Source organism: Paraburkholderia xenovorans (assembly GCF_046030735.1).
GTDB lineage: Bacteria > Pseudomonadota > Gammaproteobacteria > Burkholderiales > Burkholderiaceae > Paraburkholderia > Paraburkholderia xenovorans_A.
Genome location: NZ_JAQQBV010000034.1, coordinates 1 through 20,993, shown reverse-complemented (window position 1 = coordinate 20,993; position 20,993 = coordinate 1). Strand labels below are relative to the sequence as shown.

The following is a 20,993-nucleotide window of genomic DNA, read 5'->3' as shown; positions in this document are numbered from 1 at the left end:
GCGAACCCCGCATCGTCATCTACTTCGCCGGCTCGAACGCCGGCTCCGAGAACCGCTCGATCCAGACCGCCAGGCGGTCGGCTGCAAAACTGGCCGTGCGCGTCCCGGCGCGGCTGACGATGGCATCGCCTTCACGCACGAACTGCAGCGCGCCGCCGGCTTCTTCCAGCCACAGCAGACCCGCCAGCCAGCCCGCATGCTCCGCCGACACGGCCTGACCCACCGGCCGTGCGAGGAACTCGCTCAGCGTGGCCGGCGAAGTCCAGATCAGCGCATCGTCACCGCCGCGTATCGTCGCGCCGAGCACCTCAGCGAAGACCTGCACCGCATCGACAGCGCTGCGCCCCGCATACTGCGTACGCAATGCCGCAAGGCGCGTGCTGACCGCGTGGCCGAAGCTGCCGCTGCATTCACTCTCGGCATGCACCAGATCGGCGTAGTCCATCCGCTGCCAGTCCGGCTCCACATTGCGCGTACCGGCCAATCCCGCGCCGGCCAGGTAGGTTTCCACCGGCTGGAAGCGGCCCGGGCCGATCAGGCTCGCGCACAGCGTGTGCACCGTGCCGATGCGGGTAGCCAGCGTCTGCGTCTGCATCACCCCCAGCTTCTCGCGCACGAGTTGATCGCGTTCCTTGCGCAGTCCCGCCAACTCCAGCGCCTGCTTCATCTCCATACGCAGCGCGGTGATGTCCCACGGCTTCTTGATATAGCGATGTATCTGGCCCTGGTTGACGGCCTCGACGGTCTGATCCAGCTCCGAATAGGCCGTCGTCAGGATCCGGACGATGTTGGGATAGCGCTCGCGCGCATAGCGCAGAAGTTCGTTGCCATGTTCGCCGGGCATGCGCTGGTCGGACACCAGCACGGCCAGGCTGCCCGCGTGGGCATCCAGCATGGCCTTGCCGTCCTCCACGGAGGCGCCCGTCACCACCGGCGCGATGGAGCCGATGGCGCGCTCGAAGTATTTGACCGCGTGGGCTTCGTCGTCAACGAACAGAATCGCCGGGGGCGGTGCCTGGTTGGCAATCGTATCGTTCATGGGTAACTCCTGTGCATTCGATTCTTGAAATTTGAGTATTCCGACGTCACGGTCGTGCCGGCGCCGAACGCGGATGCGATCCTCATACTCCCGCCAAAGGATTGCATCACGCGATTGCATAAAATCATGCCGAAGCCGCTCACGCCGGCGTTCGTACTAACTGGGGCGGCCAGCAGGCGCTGCATCACTTCGGACGCAACACCGAAGCTGCTGTCGCCGATGCCAGCACCTCGCGGACCGTGCCCACGCCTAGCGGTTTCTCCAGGATTCGAAACACCTCGCCGGAATGGATGGCTCCCGGCAGCGCGTTGTTGTCCGCGTAGGCTGTCACCAGGATCCGCACGATATGCGGAAACTCCTGGGAGACCTGTCGCAGCAGGTCGTCGCCGTGCCGGCCCGGCATGCGGAAGTCGGTCACCAGGATCGCCACGCGTGCCCCTTCGCGACGCAGGATCGACTCGGCCTCGTCCGCGCCGCCGGCGAGCAGCACCTCATAATCGCTGCCGGCCGCGCGCGCAAAGTACTTGCGCGCCAACTCCTCATCGTCGACATAGACGACAGTCTGTCGCGCTGGCTGGGTTTCTGTCATGTCAACATCACTCGGCACGCGGTAGATCGAAGTTGAACGCGGTCCACTCGCCCAACTGGCTTTCCGCAAACAGTGTGCCGCCGTGCCGCTCCACCACTGCGTAACTGATGGACAGGCCAAGGCCGAGGCCCTGGCCGACTTCGCGAGTAGTGAAGAACGGTTCGAACACCCGCGCCAGATTGTCCGCGGCGATCCCCGGACCGTTGTCGCGCACCTTCACGTGCAGCCGTTCGTCGCGCCATTGCGCTGTGACATGGACCTGCGGCGACACGGTGGCGGCCTTGTGCATGGCCAGTGCGGCATTCGAGAACAGGTTGATCAGCACGCCGATGATCGCAGCTTCATCGCCCAGCACAAGGGTGTCGGCGGGCAGCTCGCGCGTGACCGTCACGCCGCGCAGTTCATGGGCACTCAGCCGGATCGACGAATCAAGCGCCTTCTCGAACAGGAACGGGACGTCGTCCGCCACCGCGCCGGGTTTGCGATAGGCGAAGGTCTTCAGGTCCGACACGATATGCTGGATGCGTTGCATGCCCTGTTTGACATCGGTCAGACACTCCATCAGCGAAGGGCTGTCCTTGGCCAGCGGTTCTTCCATTGCGATTTCGATAGCCATCAGGCAGAAGTTCACCGGGTTGTTGACCTCGTGGAGCAGCCCCGCGGACAGCGTACCGATCGCAGCCATCTTCTCCTGCTGCAGCAACTGGCCTTTGATCTGCGCGAGGCTTTCATTGGTGCGCGCAAGCTGGTCGTTTTTGTGCGCCAGCTCATCCTTCAGCCGGAACAGCTGGAAACGACCCTTCTCGTTGAAGTAAGTGTAAATGGAGCTGGCCAACGCGCAGAAGAAGATCAGGATGAGCTGGAACTGAAACTTGCTTGGGTTCAGTATGCCGCCCGGATGTGCGTTGCACGCGATGTAGTAGAGCACGACCGTGGCCAGTCCGAATGCCAGCGTCTGCCAGTAGCCGGAAGGAAACAGGATCCCGACCGCGAAGATCGTCAGCATCAGCCCGGCATAGAACAGCGACTCGCCGCCCTGCGTGACATAAATCATCCACGAGATCATTGCCTGCGGCAGCAGCAGCCAGAAGAAGGTGATGACCTGCACGTGGCGCTTGCCCGCTTCCGTGTAGAGCGCGAGCAATGCGATGCCGATGGCTGCGCTGGTCAGCACCCGAACGATGGCAAAGCGCGTCTGCTCGTCCGGATACACGACATAGTCCAGCGCCACGCCCATCAGCACCAGCACGATCACGGTCAGGCCGCCAGCCTTGCTGCACAGCAACCGGTAGTCGCGCAACTCGTCACGATAGTTCGAACGCAGCGCAGCGAGAGACGTTGTCATCTCAGGCGACGTGTTGCGGGCCGATCACCACCTCGGCGAACACATTAACGCCGGTCGAGTCCGTGTACAGACGCGGCTCGCCGCAGTTCTCCGGCATGATTTCGGCCATCTGTGCCTCGTTGCGATAGATCAGGTACCACTCCAGCACGTGCTCCATGCTGAAGCGTTCCGGGTTGTCGGCGTGGACATTGGTGACAAGCAGGTGGCCGCCCGGTCGGGTGCGACTCGCGAAATGCTGGTTCAGCCGCGCACAGACCTTGTCCGACAGGTAGTCGAACAGGCCGGCGCAATAGACCGCATCGAACTCGCGGACGTCCGTTGCGTCCGCATCTATCCGGCGCTTGAGCAGGTGGTGAACCGAATCATGCGTGTAGCTGATGGTCATGCGCCTCGCCGTTTTCTGCGCGATGGCCGCGAGGCGCTCGCGCGTCCAGTCCAGTGTCTCCTGACTGAAGTCGAGCAGTTCGAACGTCAGCCACTCCGGTTCGTCGTATTCATGGATGAAGCGCTGGATCTCCTGAGCGGGGCCGCAACCCACGTTCAGCACCCGGAACGGCCGCTGCGCGGCGCGCGCTTCATTGGCCATCCGGGTCAGATAGTCCACCAGCAGTTCGACGCGATTGCGGTGCGCGCGCGCCACGGCCGTTTGCAGGAACGCCGCGTTGACGATCTGGAAGTACGTGCTCGGGCCCTGGCGCGGATCGTCGAGCATCTGATTCACCATCTGGTAGTCGCCGGCATAGCCCAGCGGCTTCGTGAAGGTGCGGAAGACGAACGGCGAGCGCAGCAGCAGCGGATGTAGCGCGGCCTGGGCAAAGGCACGGTGTGCCGGCGCCAGTTCTTCGTCGACGAGGCGCGCTTCGCCTTCGAATTCGTCGAAGTAGGACTTGGTCTTTTCCATCAAAGGCGATGCCAGTTCGAGGAAGAAGTCCTCGCGCAGGCTTTTGCCTTCCTTCGGCATGGTGTCGGCGAGGTCCGCCTGCTCGACCCAGCGCGACATGTCCGACAGAAAAGCCCGAATCTGGTTGACCGTGATCTGGTAGTCACGGCGAATCTTGAAACGCTCGGACCAGTCCTGCACGAACCGGCTGGCTTCTTCCCCCACCGTGCGCGCTTCCAGCGCGCCGCTACTCAGTTCGCGCCACTCGTCGATCAGCGTTACCGAGACAATGGCTGTCAGACCGGTATTGACCATGCTGATGACGACCGCCTTGCCCGAATAGGCGTGTTCCACGCCCATCTTGACCGATAGCTCGCTCAGCACCTCACTGACCTGGACAATCGAGTACGGGTTATAGACTTCCATCACCAGCGACTTTCGCTGAAGATTGACAATCGTGCCCCGCACCTGCTCGCCTTGCGAGTTGCGGAAGCTCACTACCGGATCGATTTGCGTTTTGGAATACACAGTATTAATTGCGGCCAGGTAAGTACCACGACAAGTTGGTTTGAAATCTGGAGCCATACCCGGGCCAGTCGGTCGGCCAGTTCAGCGTCGATGGTTTCCCAGGTCCTGGTGAATAAGCGTCGCCATCGGTATTTCAGTTGTTGCCCCGTTCTCTTTAGCCCGGCGGGTCTGAAGGACGGTTTCGGAACAATCCAGACCTTTGCGATTGGAGCATTCTACTGATAAAAATTGAATGCTGGCGTTTCATGCGGATTTCATCGGTGGAACTGCGGGGCAGCGCCGATTTCTCGACGCTGTCGACAGCGTCAGCGTGCGGTTGTCGAAGGTTCGCTACCTTGCCAAGTGGAATCAAAACCATACAATCCAGTCGTGTTTCAACAAAATAAGGAAATAGCAATGCCTGGCGTATTCTTCAAACGAGCCTTGATGTGGTCGATTCCTGCTGCTTTGATAAGCCTCGCGATTCAGTACCATCATTCCGGCAAGACGGGGGTCTACGTTGTCGTTCTTACGCTGGTGATATTCGTGCTAGGGGGCTTGGCGTCCGAATGGTCGACTTATTGGTGGAAGCGGGTTGTCGGAACCAGAAAATTTGCCTTCATTGCTTCGGTTGTCTTCTGGATCGTTTTGGTGATCTGCTTGTTCGTGCTTTTTTACCGGATGAGTTAGGCGATCCAACCCGTTCCTGAATGACCAGTTGTGCCGGGTTATTGCCGCATGCGTGGCTCCGCAACCCGGCCGGCCGATTCAGACCTGCTGACCCAAGTCGGGAATTTCCCCCACCCATGTTACTCACGCCTGCCCACCTTTCAATCCAGCTTCTTTAGTTCCCAGCCGAATATGGTTCTGCGGATTTGTTCGTGGCGCGAAGCGGCGCGGCCAACGAAAATCGTACAGATCGCGCGCGCGGCCGGTTCGACGCCGCGCACCGCACCTGTCGTCATTCCTATTCGCGGACTTCCATGAGCAGACGTAGCGGGCACCTGCGCCTCGGCGCATTTCTCTATCCTTCCGGGCATCACATCGCCGCATGGCGTCACCCTGGCGCGAAAGCCGACGCCGGTGTCGATTTCCGCCACTATGTGCAGCTCGCGCAAACGGCCGAGGCCGCGAAGTTCGATCTGGTGTTTCTCGCCGACGGCGTGGGCACGCGCGGCGACAACGTCGATTTTCTGAGCCGCACCGCGCACAGCTATGTCGCGCAGTTCGAGCCGATCACGCTGTTGTCGGCGCTGGCGGCGCTCACCGAACGCATCGGCCTTGTCGGCACCGCGTCGACGAGCTTCAACGAGCCGTATCACATCGCCCGCAAATTCGCGTCGCTCGATCACATCAGCGGCGGTCGCGCGGGCTGGAATCTGGTCACGTCGTCGAGTGAGCACGAGGCGAAGAACTTCAATCGCGACAAACATTTCGACCACGCCGAGCGCTACGAGCGCGCCGCCGAATTCGCTGAAGTCACCGCGGGCCTATGGGATAGCTGGGAAGACGACGCGTTCGTTCGCAACAAGGCTGAGGGCCGTTTCTTCGATCCGCAGAAGCGTCACGTGCTGGATCACAAGGGACGCTTCTTCCAGGTCCGCGGGCCGCTCAATGTCGCGCGTTCGCCGCAGGGGCATCCGGTAGTCGTGCAGGCGGGGTCGTCCGAAGCGGGGCGCGAGCTGGCCGCGAAAACCGCCGAAGTGATTTTCACCGCGCAGCAGACCTTGCAGGACGCGATCGATTTTTACGCAGACGTGAAAGGGCGGCTGGAATCCTACGGCCGTCATCCGGACGATCTGAAGATCATGCCCGGCGTGTTTCCAATCGTCGGGCGCAGCGAGAGCGAAGCGAAAGAGAAGTTCGAAGAGCTGCAATCGCTGGTCGATCCGAAAGTGGGACTCGCGCTGGTGTCGGGACTGACTGGCGGCTTCGATCTGTCCGGCTATCCGCTCGACGGTCCGATTCCCGAGTTGCCCGAAACGAATGCGAGCAAGAGCCGGCAATTGCTCACGCTCGAACTCGCGCGTCGCGAGAATCTGACGATACGTCAGCTCTATTTGCGAGTGGCGGGCGCACGCGGTCATTGGCAACTCGTCGGCACACCGGCGCAGATCGTCGATCAACTCGAAGAACGCTTCGTGAACTATGGGGCGGATGGCTTCAACGTGATGCCGCCGGTATTGCCGAATGGACTCAACGATTTCGTCGAGCTGGTGTTGCCGGAATTGCGGCGGCGCGGGCTGTTTCGCGAAGAATACGAGGGCAGTACATTGCGCGAGAACCTCGGTTTGCGGCGCCCCGCGCATCGCGTGAGACACGCCGCGCAGACCTGAGCACGCAAGCAGGCGAGGCTGCCAGCAGACATGACAAAGCACGATTACACTGGCGCGACCCACTTCGCGATGGAGATCGTTTCATGTCACGTCAGCTTCGCCTCGGCGCGTTCATGCGCCCCACGACGATTCATACCGGCGCATGGCGCTATCCCGGCGCCTATCCGGACGCCAACTTCAATTTCGGACACCTGAAGCGTTTCGCGCAGACGCTCGAGCGCGGCCGCTTCGACGCGTTCTTCATGGCCGACCATCTCGCGGTGCTCAACATGCCGCTCGATGCGCTCAGACACAGTCACACGGTCACGTCGTTCGAACCGCTCACGCTGCTGCCCGCGCTCGCGGCGGTCACCGAACGGCTCGGGCTCGTTGCGACCGCATCGACGACATTCGATCAGCCTTATCACGTCGCACGGCGTTTCGCGTCGCTCGACCATATCAGCGGCGGCCGCGCCGGCTGGAATCTGGTGACGACGTCGAACCCCGATGCCGCGCTCAATTTCGGCCTCGAAGAACATGTGGAGCACGACGAACGCTACCGTCGCGCGCGCGAGTTCTTCGACGTGGTCACGGGCCTCTGGGACAGTTGGGCGGACGACGCGTTTATTCGCGACACGGCCACCGGCACATTCTTCGATCCGCAGAAACTGCATGTGCTGAACTATAAGAGCGAGAACTTCTCGGTGCGCGGGCCGTTGAATATCGCGCGACCGGTGCAGGGCTGGCCGGTGATCGTGCAGGCGGGTTCGTCGGAAGCGGGGCGGCAGATCGCGGCTGAAACCGCCGAGGTGGTGTTCACCGCGCAAAGCGATCTCGCCGGCGGCAAGCGCTTTTATGCCGACGTAAAAGGCCGCATGGAGAAGCTCGGCCGGCAACGCGATCATCTGAAGATTCTGCCGGCGGCTTTCGTGGTGGTGGGCGATACGGTGGACGAGGCACGCGAAACACGCGAGAGGCTCGATACGTTCGTCCATTACGAAAGCGGCATTGCGTCGTTGTCGATCGCATTGGGGCACGACGTGTCCCGTCTGGATCCGGACGGCCCATTGCCCGAGATTCCCGAGACCAATGCGAGCCGTACCGCGCGTCAACGGGTGGTCGAATGGGCACAGCGCGACGGTCTGACGATCCGTCAATTGGCGCAACGCATCGGCGGCTATTCGGGACTGGAGATGGTCGGCACTGCCGCGACGATCGCGGATCAGATGGAACAGTGGCTGGTGGAAGAGGGCTCGGACGGCTTCAACGTGATGTTCTCGCATCTTCCGGCCGGTCTCGACGATTTCGTCGACAAGGTGATTCCCGAATTGCAGAAGCGCGGGTTGTTCCGGCGCGAGTATGAAGGCGCGACGCTGCGCGAGAATCTCGGTTTACCGCGGCCGGAGAACCGTTTCTTTCCGAAGTGAACGAAGCTGAAAAGACACACGCCGGTGCATGCCGGCGTGTGTCTTTTCGTGAGGCTGTTAGAAGCTCAGTGGTTAGAAGTCCAGACCCGGACCGCCTGCGCCCGGACCGCCCGGCTGACCCGCTGCCGGTGCATCCTTCGGTGCTTCATGCACGGTCGCGTCGGTGGTCAGCAGCAGACCCGCAACCGATGCCGCGTTTTGCAGCGCGGTGCGCGTGACCTTGGTCGGATCGAGCACGCCCGATTGCACGAGGTCGCCATATTCGCCGGTCTGCGCGTTGTAGCCGAAATTGCCCGTACCTTCGGCCACTTTCGCGACCACCACGCTGGCTTCTTCGCCGGCATTCGTGACGATCTGGCGCAGCGGTTCTTCCAGTGCGCGCAGCACGATCTTGATGCCCGCGTCCTGATCGGCATTCACGCCCTTGAGGCCGCTGATCGCCTGCTTCACGCGGATCAGCGCGACGCCGCCGCCCGGCACGATGCCTTCTTCAACCGCGGCGCGCGTGGCGTGCAGCGCATCGTCGACGCGGTCTTTCTTTTCCTTCACTTCGATCTCGGTCGCACCGCCCACCTTGATCACGGCCACGCCGCCAGCGAGCTTCGCAACACGCTCCTGGAGCTTTTCGCGGTCGTAATCGGAGCTCGCTTCCTCGATCTGCGTGCGGATCTGCTTAACGCGTGCTTCGATGTTCTTGCTGTCGCCGGCGCCGTCGATCACCGTGGTGTTTTCCTTGCCGACTTCAATGCGCTTCGCCTGGCCCAGTTCGGCCAGCGTGGCTTTTTCGAGCGTCAGGCCGGTTTCTTCAGCGATCACCTGGCCGCCGGTCAGAATCGCGATGTCTTCGAGCAGCGCCTTGCGACGATCGCCGAAGCCTGGCGCCTTCACGGCAACCGTCTTCAGAATGCCGCGAATGTTGTTGACCACGAGCGTGGCCAGCGCTTCGCCTTCCACGTCTTCGGCAATGATCAGCAACGGGCGGCCGGCTTTCGCGACCTGCTCCAGAATCGGCAGCAGATCGCGAATGTTCGACACCTTCTTGTCGTGCAGCAGCACGAACGGGTTGTCGAGCACGGCGACCTGTTTGTCCTGGTCGTTGATGAAGTACGGCGACAGGTAGCCGCGATCGAACTGCAAACCTTCCACTACGTCGAGTTCGTCATCGAGCGACTTGCCGTCTTCGACGGTGATCACGCCTTCCTTGCCGACGCGGTCGATCGCTTCCGCGATGCGCTGGCCGATCGACTCTTCGCCGTTCGCCGAGATTGTCGCGACCTGCGCGATTTCCTTGCTGGTGGTGGTCGGCTTGCTGATCTTCTTCAGCTCTTCGATGGCGGCGACCACGGCTTTGTCGATACCGCGCTTCAGGTCCAGCGGATTCAGACCCGCCGCTACATATTTCTGTCCTTCACGGACGATGGCCTGCGCGAGCACGGTTGCCGTCGTGGTGCCGTCGCCGGCGGCGTCGCTGGTACGCGACGCGACTTCCTTCACGAGCTGCGCGCCGATGTTCTGCACGCGGTCCGACAATTCGATTTCCTTCGCGACCGATACCCCGTCCTTGGTCACGACCGGCGAGCCGAAGCTGCGCTCCAGCACGACGTTGCGGCCCTTCGGACCGAGCGTGACCTTGACCGCGTTGGCGAGGATATTGACGCCTTCGACGAGTTTCGAGCGGGCGATGTCGCTGAAAATGATTTCTTTTGCTGCCATGATTGAACGCTCCGTTCTTTATTGAGTAACGACTGCGACGACGTCTTCTTCGCGCAGCACGAGCAACTCGTTGCCGTCGACCTTGACCGACTGTCCTGCGTATTTGCCGAACAGCACGCGCTCGCCGACCTTCAGATCGGGTTCGATGCGCTTGCCGTCGCTATCGCGCTTGCCCGGGCCGATCGCAATCACTTCGCCCTGGTCGGGTTTCTCTGCCGCGCTTTCGGGAATCACGATGCCCGAAGCTGTTTTGGTTTCCTGGTCGAGACGCTTGACGATCAAGCGGTCATGCAAGGGACGTAGGCTCATGGTTCGAATTCCGCGTGTGAGTTTGGCACTCGTCGTTGGTGAGTGCTGACCGGAATCGAGTATAGAAAAAAGCGCGTGCATTGCTCCAATAACGGATTCATCGATCCTTATCGGCGATTCGCATTTCAGAATCGCGCATATGCATAGCTCGAATCGCTGGTTTTGCGCGATCCGCCGCGTCCCTATACTGATCCGTCGCATCGGCACGTCCCGCGTGGGCGTCGTTGCATGTTTCAAAGCACTCTCGGGCATATCGCCGGATCCGCTGCGATCCGTGCGCTCTTACAAGGAATCTACGCATGACCTCTCAGGACACCGCGGCGCGGGCCAAACTCGATGCGGCGCTCGCCGCGCTGCCGGCGCTCGCTCAGGCGATCGGCGAAGACGCCGCGCAACGGGAAGTGCGGCGCGAGTTGCCGTTCGACCGCTTCACGCTGTTTCGCGAATCCGGTCTGGGCGTACTCCGTTTTCCGGTCGAGTGGGGTGGTCTCGGCGGCTCGGTCGACGATCTGATTCACGTGATCGCGACGCTCGGCGCGCACGAGTCGAATGTCGCGCACGCGCTGCGGATTCACTACGATCTGACCGAGCAATTGCTGCTGTCGCCGCGTTCCGATTTCAACGACACGCAGATCGAGCGCGTGCGCGGCGGCGCGATTTTCGGCGGTGCGTCGACGGAACTGGGTACGTCACGGCCCGGCGAGATCGTCACGAAACTCGTGCGCGACGGCGAGCATTACCGCGTGTCGGGCAAGAAATACTATTCGACGGGCACTGCGTTTTCCGACTATGCGCGGATCAACGTGCAGGACGAGAACGACGAGAAAGTGTCGATCGTGATCCCGGTTTCGCGTGAAGGGCTGAAGGTGGTCGACGATTGGGACGGCATGGGCCAACGGATGACCGCGAGCGGCAGCCTCGTGCTCGACAACGTGCAGGTGTTCGCTCACGAGATCGCGACGCGCGGCTACACGAGCCTTGCCGGCCGTCATGGCAGCTCGCTGCGGCAGTTGCATCTGGTCACTGTAGCCGCGGGCATCGTCCGCAATATTCTCGCGGACGCACGCCGCTATGTGACGCAATACGGCCGGCCGGTGCTGCATAGCCCGGCGCCGTCGGCGCGCGAGGACGGCTTCGTGCAGCAGGTGGTAGGCGATCTCGCGGCGCACAGCCTGTCGATCGACGCGCTGGTCGCGCAGAACGCGCGCACGCTGGACCGTTCCGCCAATGCGATTCGCAGCGGCGCGGCCAATGCCGAAGAACTCGTGCTGGAAGGGTCGCTGACCACCGCCAAAACGCAACTGGTGGTGAGCAAGCTCGCGCTCTACGCGGGCGAGCGTCTGTTCGAAGTGGGTGGTGCGTCTGCCACTGGGCGCGCGCATAACTTCGATCGTCACTGGCGCAATCTGCGCACGATCTTCAGCCACAACCCGCTGCTGCACAAAGCGCGCGTGATCGGCGATTACGAGTTGAACGGCGTTACTACGCATCTGACCGAAGGGCGCGTGTTCTGACGTTCTTCTGAAAAGTTCTACGAGCGGCTCTGCCAGTGCGCCGCTTTCCATTCACCCATTCATCGAGCCTTCAAGACCATGAGCCGAGATTTGCTGTTACTGCTGGAGCCGGGCTTCACCGATCCGAATCATCCCGGTGAGCGTTTCATCTGCCCGGATGGGGCGCCGATCGAAGGCTTGCTCGCGAGCGATCCCACGCTCAACGCGCGCCTCGACGTTCGCCGGCTGCCGTTTCCGCGTCCGCGCGCCGCGGTGGTCGAAGCGCTCGACGCCGAGCACCAGAGTTTGCCGGTGCTGATTCTCGGCGACGAACAACCGGCGCCCGCCGATGCACAGACGCTCGGCGAGAAGCGGTTCGTGACCGACACGCGCCGCATTCTGGATCTGCTTGCGCAGCGTCACGGCTTCCCGAAAGTGCATTGATCATTGATCGAGAAGCAACATGCAATCACGCCCCGGCCGCGTCAGCGTGCCGGGGCGTCGCATTTATAGTCTTGTTAGAACAGATGCTTGATACCGGCCGACACGGCCACCTGCTTGCTGGTCGCGGACGGTGTCAGATAGCCGATCGCCGCGACCGCGGGACGTCCTAGCGAATCCGTTCCGCTAGCATGTTGAAACGCGCCGGTTACATAGAGATCGGTCGCTTTGGAAAGCGAATACGCGGCGCCGAGATTGAACTGCTCGTACTTCGCGCCTTCCTTGCCGGTCGTGGCGCGGCCGTCCGTATAGTCGAACGACGTGCCGAAACGCAGGAACGGCGTCAGTTGATAACGCAGGCTCGCGCTGATCGTGCTCAACACAGCCGAACCCGTGTAGTGCTGCGTATTGAGCGACGAGTTCGCACCCAGCCCGCGGAACTGCGTGTTCGAATACGCCGCGCCGAAGATCGCACCGCCCGCCGTATACGTGGCCGCCACCGACACCGTCTGCTGCGTGTTCGCCGACGCGAAGCCGGCGATTGCCGGATTGGATTCGGCGCCGGTCGCGGAGCCGGCCGAGCCGATGTTATTGCCTGTCGCGCTCGCATTCGGGTTGGTGCCGTACAGCGAGGCATTCGGATTGCGCGCGTTGATGATCGACGCGGCGATCGCGAAAGCGCCGCCCGTATAGCTCGCGCCCCCCGACCAGAACTGATTCTGCGTGACGTTGCCGGCCACGCCGCCCAGGCTATACACCGCGCCGAAACGCAAGCCGCTGTAAGAGTCGGACAGGTACTTGATCGTGTTGTTGATGCGGTGCGTGAAGTTCAGGTTGTCGTAGTCGGCCGGATGGATCGCGAGATTGCCCCAGTACCAGCCGTACAGCAGCGGCGACACGAATTCGACCGCCGCGTCGCCCTGGCGGCCGAGCGTGAACGTGCCGTAGCGGTTCGCGTTGACGCCGACCCATGCCTGACGGCCGAACTCCGCGCCGCCTTGGCCGAGTGCGCCGTTATTCACGCTGAAGCCGTTCTCGAGCTGGAACACGGCTTTCACTCCGCCACCCAGATCTTCGATGCCCTTGAGGCCCCAACGGCTCGACGCGAGGCCCGACGAACCGCTGTCGAGCTGCGCCACCTGTGCGCCGCCTTTCGGTTTGCCCGACGCCGACGTTGCGGCGGTTTGCGAGTTGTTCGAGTACGTGACGTTGCCGGTCACGATCCCATACAGCGTGACGCTGCTCTGGGCGCTGGCCGTGCCCATCACGAGAGAGGACACGCTAAAAGCGAAAAGCAGTTTTTTCATGATTGTGTGAATCGTTATGGATGAAGCTGCGAAGAAGTGATTGCCTGAAGAACACCGTGAGGTCGGCGAGAAACGATAAGCAAAACGAATCGACCGAACAAATAATCAAATTCGATATGGATATCGGCAATCTGCATCCATTACCCGCTAAAACGGCGGAAATTGAGCGATAACACCAATGTTCGTCGATAGATATGCAATCCTGAATTGATTTGTTCTTTTGCCGCGCGCCGGTTGATATCTTTCGACGCATCCAGTTCAATTCACATCGCACATCGCGACCGGCCTTGGCGAAAATGCAAGGTGCTCGCAATAGAAAGGAAAGGCGCATGAGCCATCGAAAGGGATTTGCCTCCGGGCGTCGTCACGCGTTATTGGGTATCGCGAGCGGTGCGGCTGGCATCGCGCTCGGTCCTTTTACGCCGCTCGCGCCGCTCGCGCATGCCGCTTCGCAACGCAGCAGTGCCGTGCCGCGGCAGGGTGGCCGCCTGACGTTGCTCGTGAATCCCGAGCCGAACGTGCTGATCAATTTCGCGACCACGGCGGGCGCGGAACAGAAGATCAGTTCGAAGGTCACCGAAGGTTTGCTCGCGTACGATTTCAACGTGCGCCCGCAACCGCAACTCGCGACCGCGTGGTCGATCAGTCCGGACGGTTTGCAGTACACGTTCAGATTGCGTGAAGGCGTGCGCTGGCACGACGGCCAGCCGTTCACATCGAAAGACGTCGCGTTGTCGATCGGCCTGCTCAAGCAATATCATTCGCGCGGGCGCTCGACCTTCGCGAACGTCGTCGAGGTGCAGACGCCCGATCCGCACACCGCGGTGCTGAAGTTGTCGAAGCCGGCGCCGTATCTGATCTATGCGCTCGCCGCGTCCGAATCGCCGATCGTGCCGGCTCATCTGTACGGCAGCGGCGATCCGCTGGAGAATCCGCACAACATCGATCCGGTCGGCACCGGGCCGTATCGCTTCAAGCATTGGGAGCGTGGCAGTCACGCAGTGTTCGTGCGCAACCCCGACTACTGGGACGCGCCCAAACCGTATATCGACGAACTGGTGGTGCGCTTCATCGGCGATCCGGCCGCGCGAGCGGTGGCGCTCGAAACCGGCGAGCTGGATCTGGCCGGCGAAAATCCCGTACCGCTGCTCGACATTCAGCGTTTGCAAGCGTTGCCTCATCTTGCGCTGGAAACACGCGGATATAGCTACGACGCCGCGCAAACACAGTTGCAGTTCAATCTCGACAATCGCTATCTCGCGAAGCAGCAGGTCCGCGAGGCGATCGCGCACAGTATCGACAGGCAGGCGATTCTGAAATCGGTGTGGTACGGCTATGGGATCGTGGCGCCGTCGCCAATCAGTCCGTTGTTGACGCAGTTCTACGATCCGAATGCACCGACCTTGCCGTACGATCTCGCGAAAGCAGGGCAGTTGCTCGACGCGGCAGGTTTGCCGCGCGAGGCCAACGGCTTTCGCTTTCCATTGACGATCGACTTCAATCCGTACGATCCGACGTTCGCGCGCCTCGCCGAGTACTTGCGGCAAACCTTGCGGCGCGTCGGAATCGAAACGACCGTGCGTTCGCAGGATTTCGCCACCTACGTGAAGCGGATCTACACCGACCGCGATTTCGATCTCGACGCCAATTTTCTCGGCAATACCTTCGATCCCACCGTGGGCGTGCAGCGTCTCTACTGGTCGCGCAACTTCAGGAAAGGCGTGCCGTTTTCCAACGCGTCGCATTACGACAATCCCGAGGTCGACCGTTTGCTCGAAGCGGCAGCGGTGGAGAACGATCCCCGCGCGCGGGTCGAGTACTTCCGCAAATTCCAGCAGGTGGTGGGGCGCGATCTGCCGATCGTCGATCTGGTCACGCTCAAGCAGGTGACGCTCTACAACAAACGGGTACATAACCATACGGTCACCGCGGACGGTCTCGACGGCAATCTCGCCGACGTGTTTCTCGCGTGACGTGAACGAAGCGTGAGCGGCTCAGAACCGAGCCGGCAGTCGTCGCGCAGCCTTTCGTCCGCTCCGTGCTTTGCATATGCTTAACGATTGGTTCTTTTGCTGTCGCAGCGGCTTTATCGTGAGCGCTGCGGCAGCAGCATTGCCGACGTCATCACTACGACATTTCATTCGGCCGGCTTGGGGCGATTCCTCGCCGCACTACTGGCCGAACCCCTCGGCAAAAAGGATCTGGATCACATGGCAGGGCTGAATCGACGCGGTTTTCTGATTTCATCGGGCGCGGCACTGGCGGCCGCCGGGATGCCGGCGCTGGCGTTCGCGCAGGGCGAAACGCCCAAACGGGGCGGCACGCTGAACATGCTGATCAATCCGGAGCCGCCCGTGCTCGTGTCGATCTTCCAGACCACCGGGCCCGCGCTCGTCGCGAGTTCCAAGGTGCTGGAAGGGCTGCTCGCGTACGACTTCGATCTGCGCCCGAAGCCGCAATTGGCTACCGCATGGACGGTCAGCCCGGACGGTCTGAAGTACACGTTCACGCTGCGGCAGAACGTCAAATGGCACGACGGCCAGCCGTTCACGTCGGCCGACGTGGCGTTCTCGATCGACCTGCTCAAATCGGTGCATCCGCGCGGCCGCAGCACGTTCGCGAACGTCACACGAGTCGCGACGCCGGACGCGCGTACCGCGATCATTGAATTGTCGAAGCCGGCGCCGTATCTGCTGAAAGCGCTGTCCGCGGGCGAATCGCCGATCGTGCCGAAGCATCTGTACGAGTCAGGCGATCCGCTGACCAATCCGCACAACAACGCACCGATCGGCACCGGGCCGTTCCGCTTCAAATCGTGGACACGTGGCGCGAATATCGTCTACGAACGCAATCCGGACTACTGGGACGCCGGCAAGCCGTATATCGACGGACTCGTCTTCAAGGTGATTCCAGATGCCGCCGCGCGTTCCGCCGCGTTCGAAACCGGCGCGCTCGATCTGGGCGGCGAGAATCCGGTGCCGCTCACCGATCTGCCGCGTCTCACGCAATTGCCGCAACTGGCCGTCGAAACGCGTGGTTATCGCTTTCTCGAACCGCTGTCGGAGATCGACTTCAATCTCGATCATCCGATTCTGAAGGACCTGCGCGTGCGCCAGGCGATCGCGCATGCGATCAATCCGCAGGTCGTGCAACGCACGGTCGCATACGGTTATGCCGATCTGTCACCCACGCCGATCACGCCGGGCTCGCCCTATCACGACGCGAAAATCGCACCCTATGCGTTCGATACCGGCAACGCGGAAAAACTGCTCGACGCCGCGGGCTATCCGCGCAAGGACGGCGGAGTGCGCTTCGGCCTCACGCACGATTTCCTGCCGTATGGCGACATGTACCGCCGCCAGGCCGACTATGTGAAGTCGGCTTTGGCGCGCGTGGGTATCGACGTCACCGTGCGCTCGCAGGATCTGCCCGCGTTCCTCAAGCGCGTGTATGCGGACCGTCAGTTCGATTTCACGAGCATCGGCGTGAATACGCTGTTCGATCCGAGCGTCGGCGTTCAGCGTCTTTACTGGTCGAAGAACATTCGCCCCGGCGTGCCGTTTTCGAACGCGCCGCATTACAGCAACCCCGAGGTGGATCGTCTGCTCGAAAGCGCCGCGATCGAAACCGACGAAAGCAAACGCGTCGCGCTGTATCAGCAGTTCCAGCAGATCGTGTATCGCGATCTGCCGATTCTGAATCTCGTTGCGCCGCGCATGATCACGCTCGCGAACCGGCGCGTCCACAACCACACCGTGTCCGCGCAAGGCCTCGAAGGCAATCTCGCGGATGTCTATCTGAGCGCATGACAGGAGCGGCACGATGAGTCGAGGTTTGCGGTTTGGTGCGATTCTCCGGCGCACCGCATGGCAGGCGCTGCCGACGGTGATCGGCATCGTGATCCTGAATTTCTTCCTGTTGAAGCTGATGCCGGGCGACGCCGCCGACGTGCTCGCCGGCGAATCCGGTTCGGCGACGGCGGAAACGATGCAGGTGTTGCGCGCCAAGTTCGGCCTCGATCAGCCGGTGCTGCACCAGTTGTGGTCGTATCTTGCGCATCTGTCGCACTTCAGCCTCGGCTATTCGCCGCGCTACGACATGCCGGTGATGCAACTGATCCTGTCGCGCCTGCCCAATACGCTGTTGCTGATGGGCGTCGCGTTGTCGTTCGCGATCGTCGCGGGCGTGGTGCTCGGCGCGGTGATGGCGCATTGGGCCGGCAAGTGGCCGGACCGCGTGCTGTCCGTGCTGGCGTTGCTGTTCTATTCGACGCCGGGTTTCTGGATCGGCCTGCTCGCGATCGTGCTGTTCTCGGTGCACCTGGGCTGGCTGCCGAGCGGCGGCAACATCACGCTCGGCGTGCAATTGCACGGCTTCGCGTATTTCGTCGACGCGGCGAAACACGTGCTGCTGCCCGCGGCCACGCTGGCGACGTTTTTCGTCGCGATCTACGCGCGGCTCACGCGGGCCGCGATGCTCGAAGTGCAACGCCAGGACTTTGTGCGCACCGCGCAGGCGAAGGGCTTGCATCCGTGGCGCGTGACCGTGCGCCACGTATTGCGCAACGCGCTGATGCCGCTCACGACGATCGTCGGGATTCATTTCGGCACGCTGCTCGGCGGCGCCGCGGTGACGGAGACTGTGTTCAGTTGGCCCGGCCTCGGCCGTCTCGCGCTCGACGCGGTGATGGCGCGCGACTTCAGCGTGTTGCTGGGCGTGCTGCTGCTGTCTTCGTTGCTCGTGATCGTCGCGAATGTGCTGGTCGATCTGCTGCAGGCGTGGCTCGATCCGCGCGTTGCCTGATGTCACGATGAGCCTCGCTTAGCCCACGCTCAGGCCACCCGTTTCTTCTCCGAGGAATGACATGTCTTCCGATTCTTCAAATCTGATTTCGACGCCGCCCGAGCCCGCGGCTTCGCCGTGGCGGCGTCAACTGGCCGGTACGCTGTTCGGCTTGCGCCGTGGCAACGCGAGCGCAACCGCAAACGCAACGCCGGGCTCCCGTGGCGCGGGACGCGGTGTCTGGCGCGCGCTGCTGCGCAATCCGTCGGCGCTTGCGGGCCTGGTGCTGCTCGCGGCCTTCATTGCGCTTGCGCTTGGCGCGGGGCATCTGTTTCCCGGCGACCCGCTCGATATGGTCGCGGCGCCGTTCGAATGGCCGGGCGCCGATCCGCAATACTGGCTCGGCACCGATTCGCTGGGGCGCGACGTCGCCGCCGGCATCGCGCACGGCACACGCGTATCGCTGCTGATCGGCGCGGCGTCGGCGGGAATCGGGCTCGTGATCGGTACGCTGGTCGGCGCGACTGGCGGCTTCTTCGGCGGCATGATCGACGATGTGCTGGTGCGGATCACCGAACTCTTTCAGACGGTGCCGTCGTTTCTGCTGGTGATCGTGCTCGTCGCGATCGGCCGGCCGAGCGTGACGGTCATCGCGCTGGCGATCGGCATTGCGTCATGGCCGACCGTCGCGCGGATCGTGCGCGCCGAGTTCCGCACGTTGCGCAAGTCGGACTTCGTGCTTGCCGCGCGCAGCCAGGGCTTCAGCAACGCGCGCATCATCTTCGGCGAGATTCTGCCGAACGCTTTGCCGCCGGTGATCGTGACCGCTTCGGTGATGGTGGCGAGCGCGATTCTGATCGAGTCGGCGTTGTCGTTTCTCGGCATGGGCGATCCTAACGTGGTGAGCTGGGGCGGCATGATCGGCTCCGGCCGCGACTCGCTGCGCACCGCGTGGTATCTGACCGCGGTGCCGGGCGCCGCGATCGTGCTCGCAGTGCTCGCGTTGAACCTGCTCGGCGACGGCTTGAACGACGCGCTGAACCCGCGTCTGCGCGAACGGGTTTGACGAAGAAGCGCCGCTGGCTGATCCGCCTGACTGATCCGCCTGACTGATGCGCATCACAACGGCACCGATAAACGTATTCGAGGAAGCACCGTGGCAAACCTGCTTGAAGTACGCGACCTGCGCGTCAGTTTCGGCGCGCACGAAGCCGTGCGCGGCCTGAGTTTCGATATCGCGGAAGGCGAGACGCTGGCGCTGGTCGGCGAATCGGGCTGCGGCAAATCGGCGACCGCGCTGTCGCTGATGCGCCTCGTGCCGACGCCGGGACGCGTGACCGGCAGCCTGCGTTTCGACGGCCGCGAACTGCTCGATCTGTCGCCGCGCGAGATCCGCGACATTCGCGGACAACAGATTTCGATGATCTTCCAGGAGCCGATGACGTCGCTCAATCCGGTGCTGTCGATCGGCGCGCAGATTGTCGAGACGCTGCGCCAGCACGAGCGTTTGTCGAAAGCAGCGGCATTCAGGCGGGCGGTCGAGTTGCTCGAACTGGTGCAGATTCCCGAGCCGCAGCGGCGCGTATTCGATTATCCGCACGAGCTGTCCGGCGGACAGCGCCAACGCGTGATGATCGCGATGGCAGTGGCATGCCGGCCGCGTCTGTTGATCGCGGACGAACCGACCACCGCGCTCGACGTGACGATTCAGGCGCACATTCTCGATCTGCTCGACGGTTTGCGGCGCGAGTTGTCGATGTCGTTGCTGCTGATCACGCACGACCTCGGCATCGTCGCGAAACACGCGGATCGGGTCGCAGTGATGCTGGCGGGTGAGAAGGTGGAAGAGGCGCCGGTCGCGCGGCTCTTCACCGCGCCGCAGCATGCTTATACACGCGGCTTGCTGGGCGCGTCGCTGAATCTCGCGGACGACCTGCATTATCGCGGCTGGAAACTGCCGGAAATCCGCCACGGTTTCGGCGAAGACGGCAAACCGACTTTTGCGGTGGTGCCGCGCTCGGTACGCACGGGGCAGTACGTCGCGGACTCGGATTCCACCGATCGGTTGACGGCGGCCAACGCGGCTCCGTTGCTCGAACTACAGGACGTGCGTATCGATTATCCGCAGCGTCACGGCAAAAGCACGCTGCGCGCGGTCGATGGGGTGTCGCTGCGGATTGCTCGCGGCGAGACGGTCGGCCTTGTCGGCGAATCCGGTTGCGGAAAATCGACGCTGTCCAAAGCGATCCTGCGGCTCGTGCCGACCGCGAGCGGTGCGATCCGTTTGCGCGGCACCGATCTCGTGCGGTTGGGCGAGCGCGAGTTGCGGCCGCTGCGGCGCCACGTGCAGATGGTGTTTCAGGACCCGTACGCGTCGCTCAATCCGCGCCGCACGGTCGCGGAGATTCTCGATACTGTGCTGGTGGTGAACGGCATCGGCAACGCGCAGCAGCGCCGTGCGCGGATCGCCGGCATGCTGGATCGCGTGGGCTTGCCCAGCTCGGCGTTGGGCCGCTTTCCGCACGAGTTCTCCGGTGGGCAGCGGCAACGTATCGGGATTGCGCGGGCGCTGGTGCTCGAACCGGATCTGCTGATCTGCGATGAGCCGGTGTCGGCGCTCGATGTATCGATTCAGGCGCAGATTCTCAACCTGCTGGTCGATCTGAAACGCGATCTCGGCCTCGCGTATCTGTTCATCTCGCACGATCTGTCAGTGGTGCGTTATATCGCCGACCGCGTGCATGTGATGCAGGCAGGGCGCATTGTGGAGAGCGGGCATCATCGGGATATCTGGCGCGCACCGCAACATCCGTACACGCGCACGCTGCTCGACGCGATTCCTGGCA

General features: G+C 62.5%; 17 protein-coding genes. 10 read left to right on the top strand and 7 right to left on the bottom strand.

The features are described from left to right. Window positions 1-19: 19 nt before the first annotated feature. From PQQ51_RS26995 to PQQ51_RS26980, 4 genes are all read right to left on the bottom strand, one after another. Window positions 20-1,039, bottom strand: coding sequence for a response regulator (locus PQQ51_RS26995; protein ID WP_408500088.1), 1,020 nt, complete (start codon window positions 1,037-1,039; stop codon window positions 20-22). Between the two features lie 184 nt (window positions 1,040-1,223). Beyond that, on the bottom strand, window positions 1,224-1,628 hold the full coding sequence (locus tag PQQ51_RS26990; RefSeq protein ID WP_408500086.1) for a response regulator: 405 nt from the start codon (window positions 1,626-1,628) through the stop codon (window positions 1,224-1,226). Window positions 1,629-1,635: 7 nt separating this feature from the next. Further along, window positions 1,636-2,973 (bottom strand): sensor histidine kinase, encoded by a 1,338-nt coding sequence (locus PQQ51_RS26985; protein ID WP_408500084.1) that lies wholly within the window; start codon window positions 2,971-2,973, stop codon window positions 1,636-1,638. Between the two features lies 1 nt (window position 2,974). Continuing rightward, complete coding sequence (locus tag PQQ51_RS26980; RefSeq protein ID WP_408500082.1) at window positions 2,975-4,381, bottom strand: class I SAM-dependent methyltransferase; 1,407 nt, start codon at window positions 4,379-4,381, stop codon at window positions 2,975-2,977. Window positions 4,382-4,777: 396 nt separating this feature from the next. On the opposite strand from PQQ51_RS26980, the gene PQQ51_RS26975 reads away from it, so the two are divergent. The 3 genes from PQQ51_RS26975 (at window position 4,778) to PQQ51_RS26965 (ending at window position 8,102) form a co-directional block, all read left to right on the top strand. Then, complete coding sequence (locus PQQ51_RS26975) at window positions 4,778-5,050, top strand: hypothetical protein (RefSeq protein WP_408500081.1); 273 nt, start codon at window positions 4,778-4,780, stop codon at window positions 5,048-5,050. A 293-nt stretch (window positions 5,051-5,343) separates the two neighbouring features. Continuing rightward, entirely contained in the window at window positions 5,344-6,696 is a 1,353-nt protein-coding gene (locus tag PQQ51_RS26970; protein WP_408500080.1) for an LLM class flavin-dependent oxidoreductase, read from the top strand. Window positions 6,697-6,779: 83 nt separating this feature from the next. Further along, window positions 6,780-8,102, top strand: a complete 1,323-nt coding sequence (locus PQQ51_RS26965; protein WP_408500079.1) for an LLM class flavin-dependent oxidoreductase — start codon at window positions 6,780-6,782, stop codon at window positions 8,100-8,102. Window positions 8,103-8,174: 72 nt separating this feature from the next. Here PQQ51_RS26965 and groL read toward each other — a convergent pair whose 3' ends face one another. Next, on the bottom strand, window positions 8,175-9,815 hold the full coding sequence (gene groL / locus PQQ51_RS26960) for a chaperonin GroEL (RefSeq protein WP_408500078.1): 1,641 nt from the start codon (window positions 9,813-9,815) through the stop codon (window positions 8,175-8,177). Between the two features lie 18 nt (window positions 9,816-9,833). Beyond that, complete coding sequence (locus PQQ51_RS26955; protein WP_007177123.1) at window positions 9,834-10,124, bottom strand: co-chaperone GroES; 291 nt, start codon at window positions 10,122-10,124, stop codon at window positions 9,834-9,836. A gap of 299 nt (window positions 10,125-10,423) precedes the next feature. Between PQQ51_RS26955 and PQQ51_RS26950 the strand changes: the two genes are divergently transcribed. Both PQQ51_RS26950 and PQQ51_RS26945 read left to right on the top strand, forming a co-directional pair. Further along, on the top strand, window positions 10,424-11,638 hold the full coding sequence (locus PQQ51_RS26950) for an acyl-CoA dehydrogenase family protein (protein WP_408500076.1): 1,215 nt from the start codon (window positions 10,424-10,426) through the stop codon (window positions 11,636-11,638). A gap of 78 nt (window positions 11,639-11,716) precedes the next feature. Next, window positions 11,717-12,061: a DUF3088 domain-containing protein gene (locus PQQ51_RS26945; RefSeq protein WP_408500075.1), complete on the top strand. Its 345-nt coding sequence runs from the start codon at window positions 11,717-11,719 to the stop codon at window positions 12,059-12,061. A gap of 74 nt (window positions 12,062-12,135) precedes the next feature. Here the strand turns inward: PQQ51_RS26945 and PQQ51_RS26940 are convergent, their stop codons facing one another. Beyond that, complete coding sequence (locus tag PQQ51_RS26940; protein ID WP_408500074.1) at window positions 12,136-13,365, bottom strand: porin; 1,230 nt, start codon at window positions 13,363-13,365, stop codon at window positions 12,136-12,138. Between the two features lie 329 nt (window positions 13,366-13,694). Between PQQ51_RS26940 and PQQ51_RS26935 the strand changes: the two genes are divergently transcribed. From PQQ51_RS26935 to PQQ51_RS26915, 5 genes are all read left to right on the top strand, one after another. After that, a complete protein-coding gene (locus tag PQQ51_RS26935; protein WP_408500073.1) occupies window positions 13,695-15,338 on the top strand; it encodes an ABC transporter substrate-binding protein in 1,644 nt (547 codons plus the stop codon). 237 nt (window positions 15,339-15,575) lie between these two features. Then, a complete protein-coding gene (locus PQQ51_RS26930; protein ID WP_408500072.1) occupies window positions 15,576-17,174 on the top strand; it encodes an ABC transporter substrate-binding protein in 1,599 nt (532 codons plus the stop codon). A 13-nt stretch (window positions 17,175-17,187) separates the two neighbouring features. Further along, a complete protein-coding gene (locus PQQ51_RS26925) occupies window positions 17,188-18,168 on the top strand; it encodes an ABC transporter permease (RefSeq protein ID WP_408500070.1) in 981 nt (326 codons plus the stop codon). A gap of 61 nt (window positions 18,169-18,229) precedes the next feature. Then, entirely contained in the window at window positions 18,230-19,213 is a 984-nt protein-coding gene (locus PQQ51_RS26920; RefSeq protein WP_408500068.1) for an ABC transporter permease, read from the top strand. A gap of 90 nt (window positions 19,214-19,303) precedes the next feature. Beyond that, the coding region (locus tag PQQ51_RS26915; RefSeq protein WP_408500066.1) for an ABC transporter ATP-binding protein at window positions 19,304-20,993 on the top strand (1,690 nt) is incomplete at its 3' end.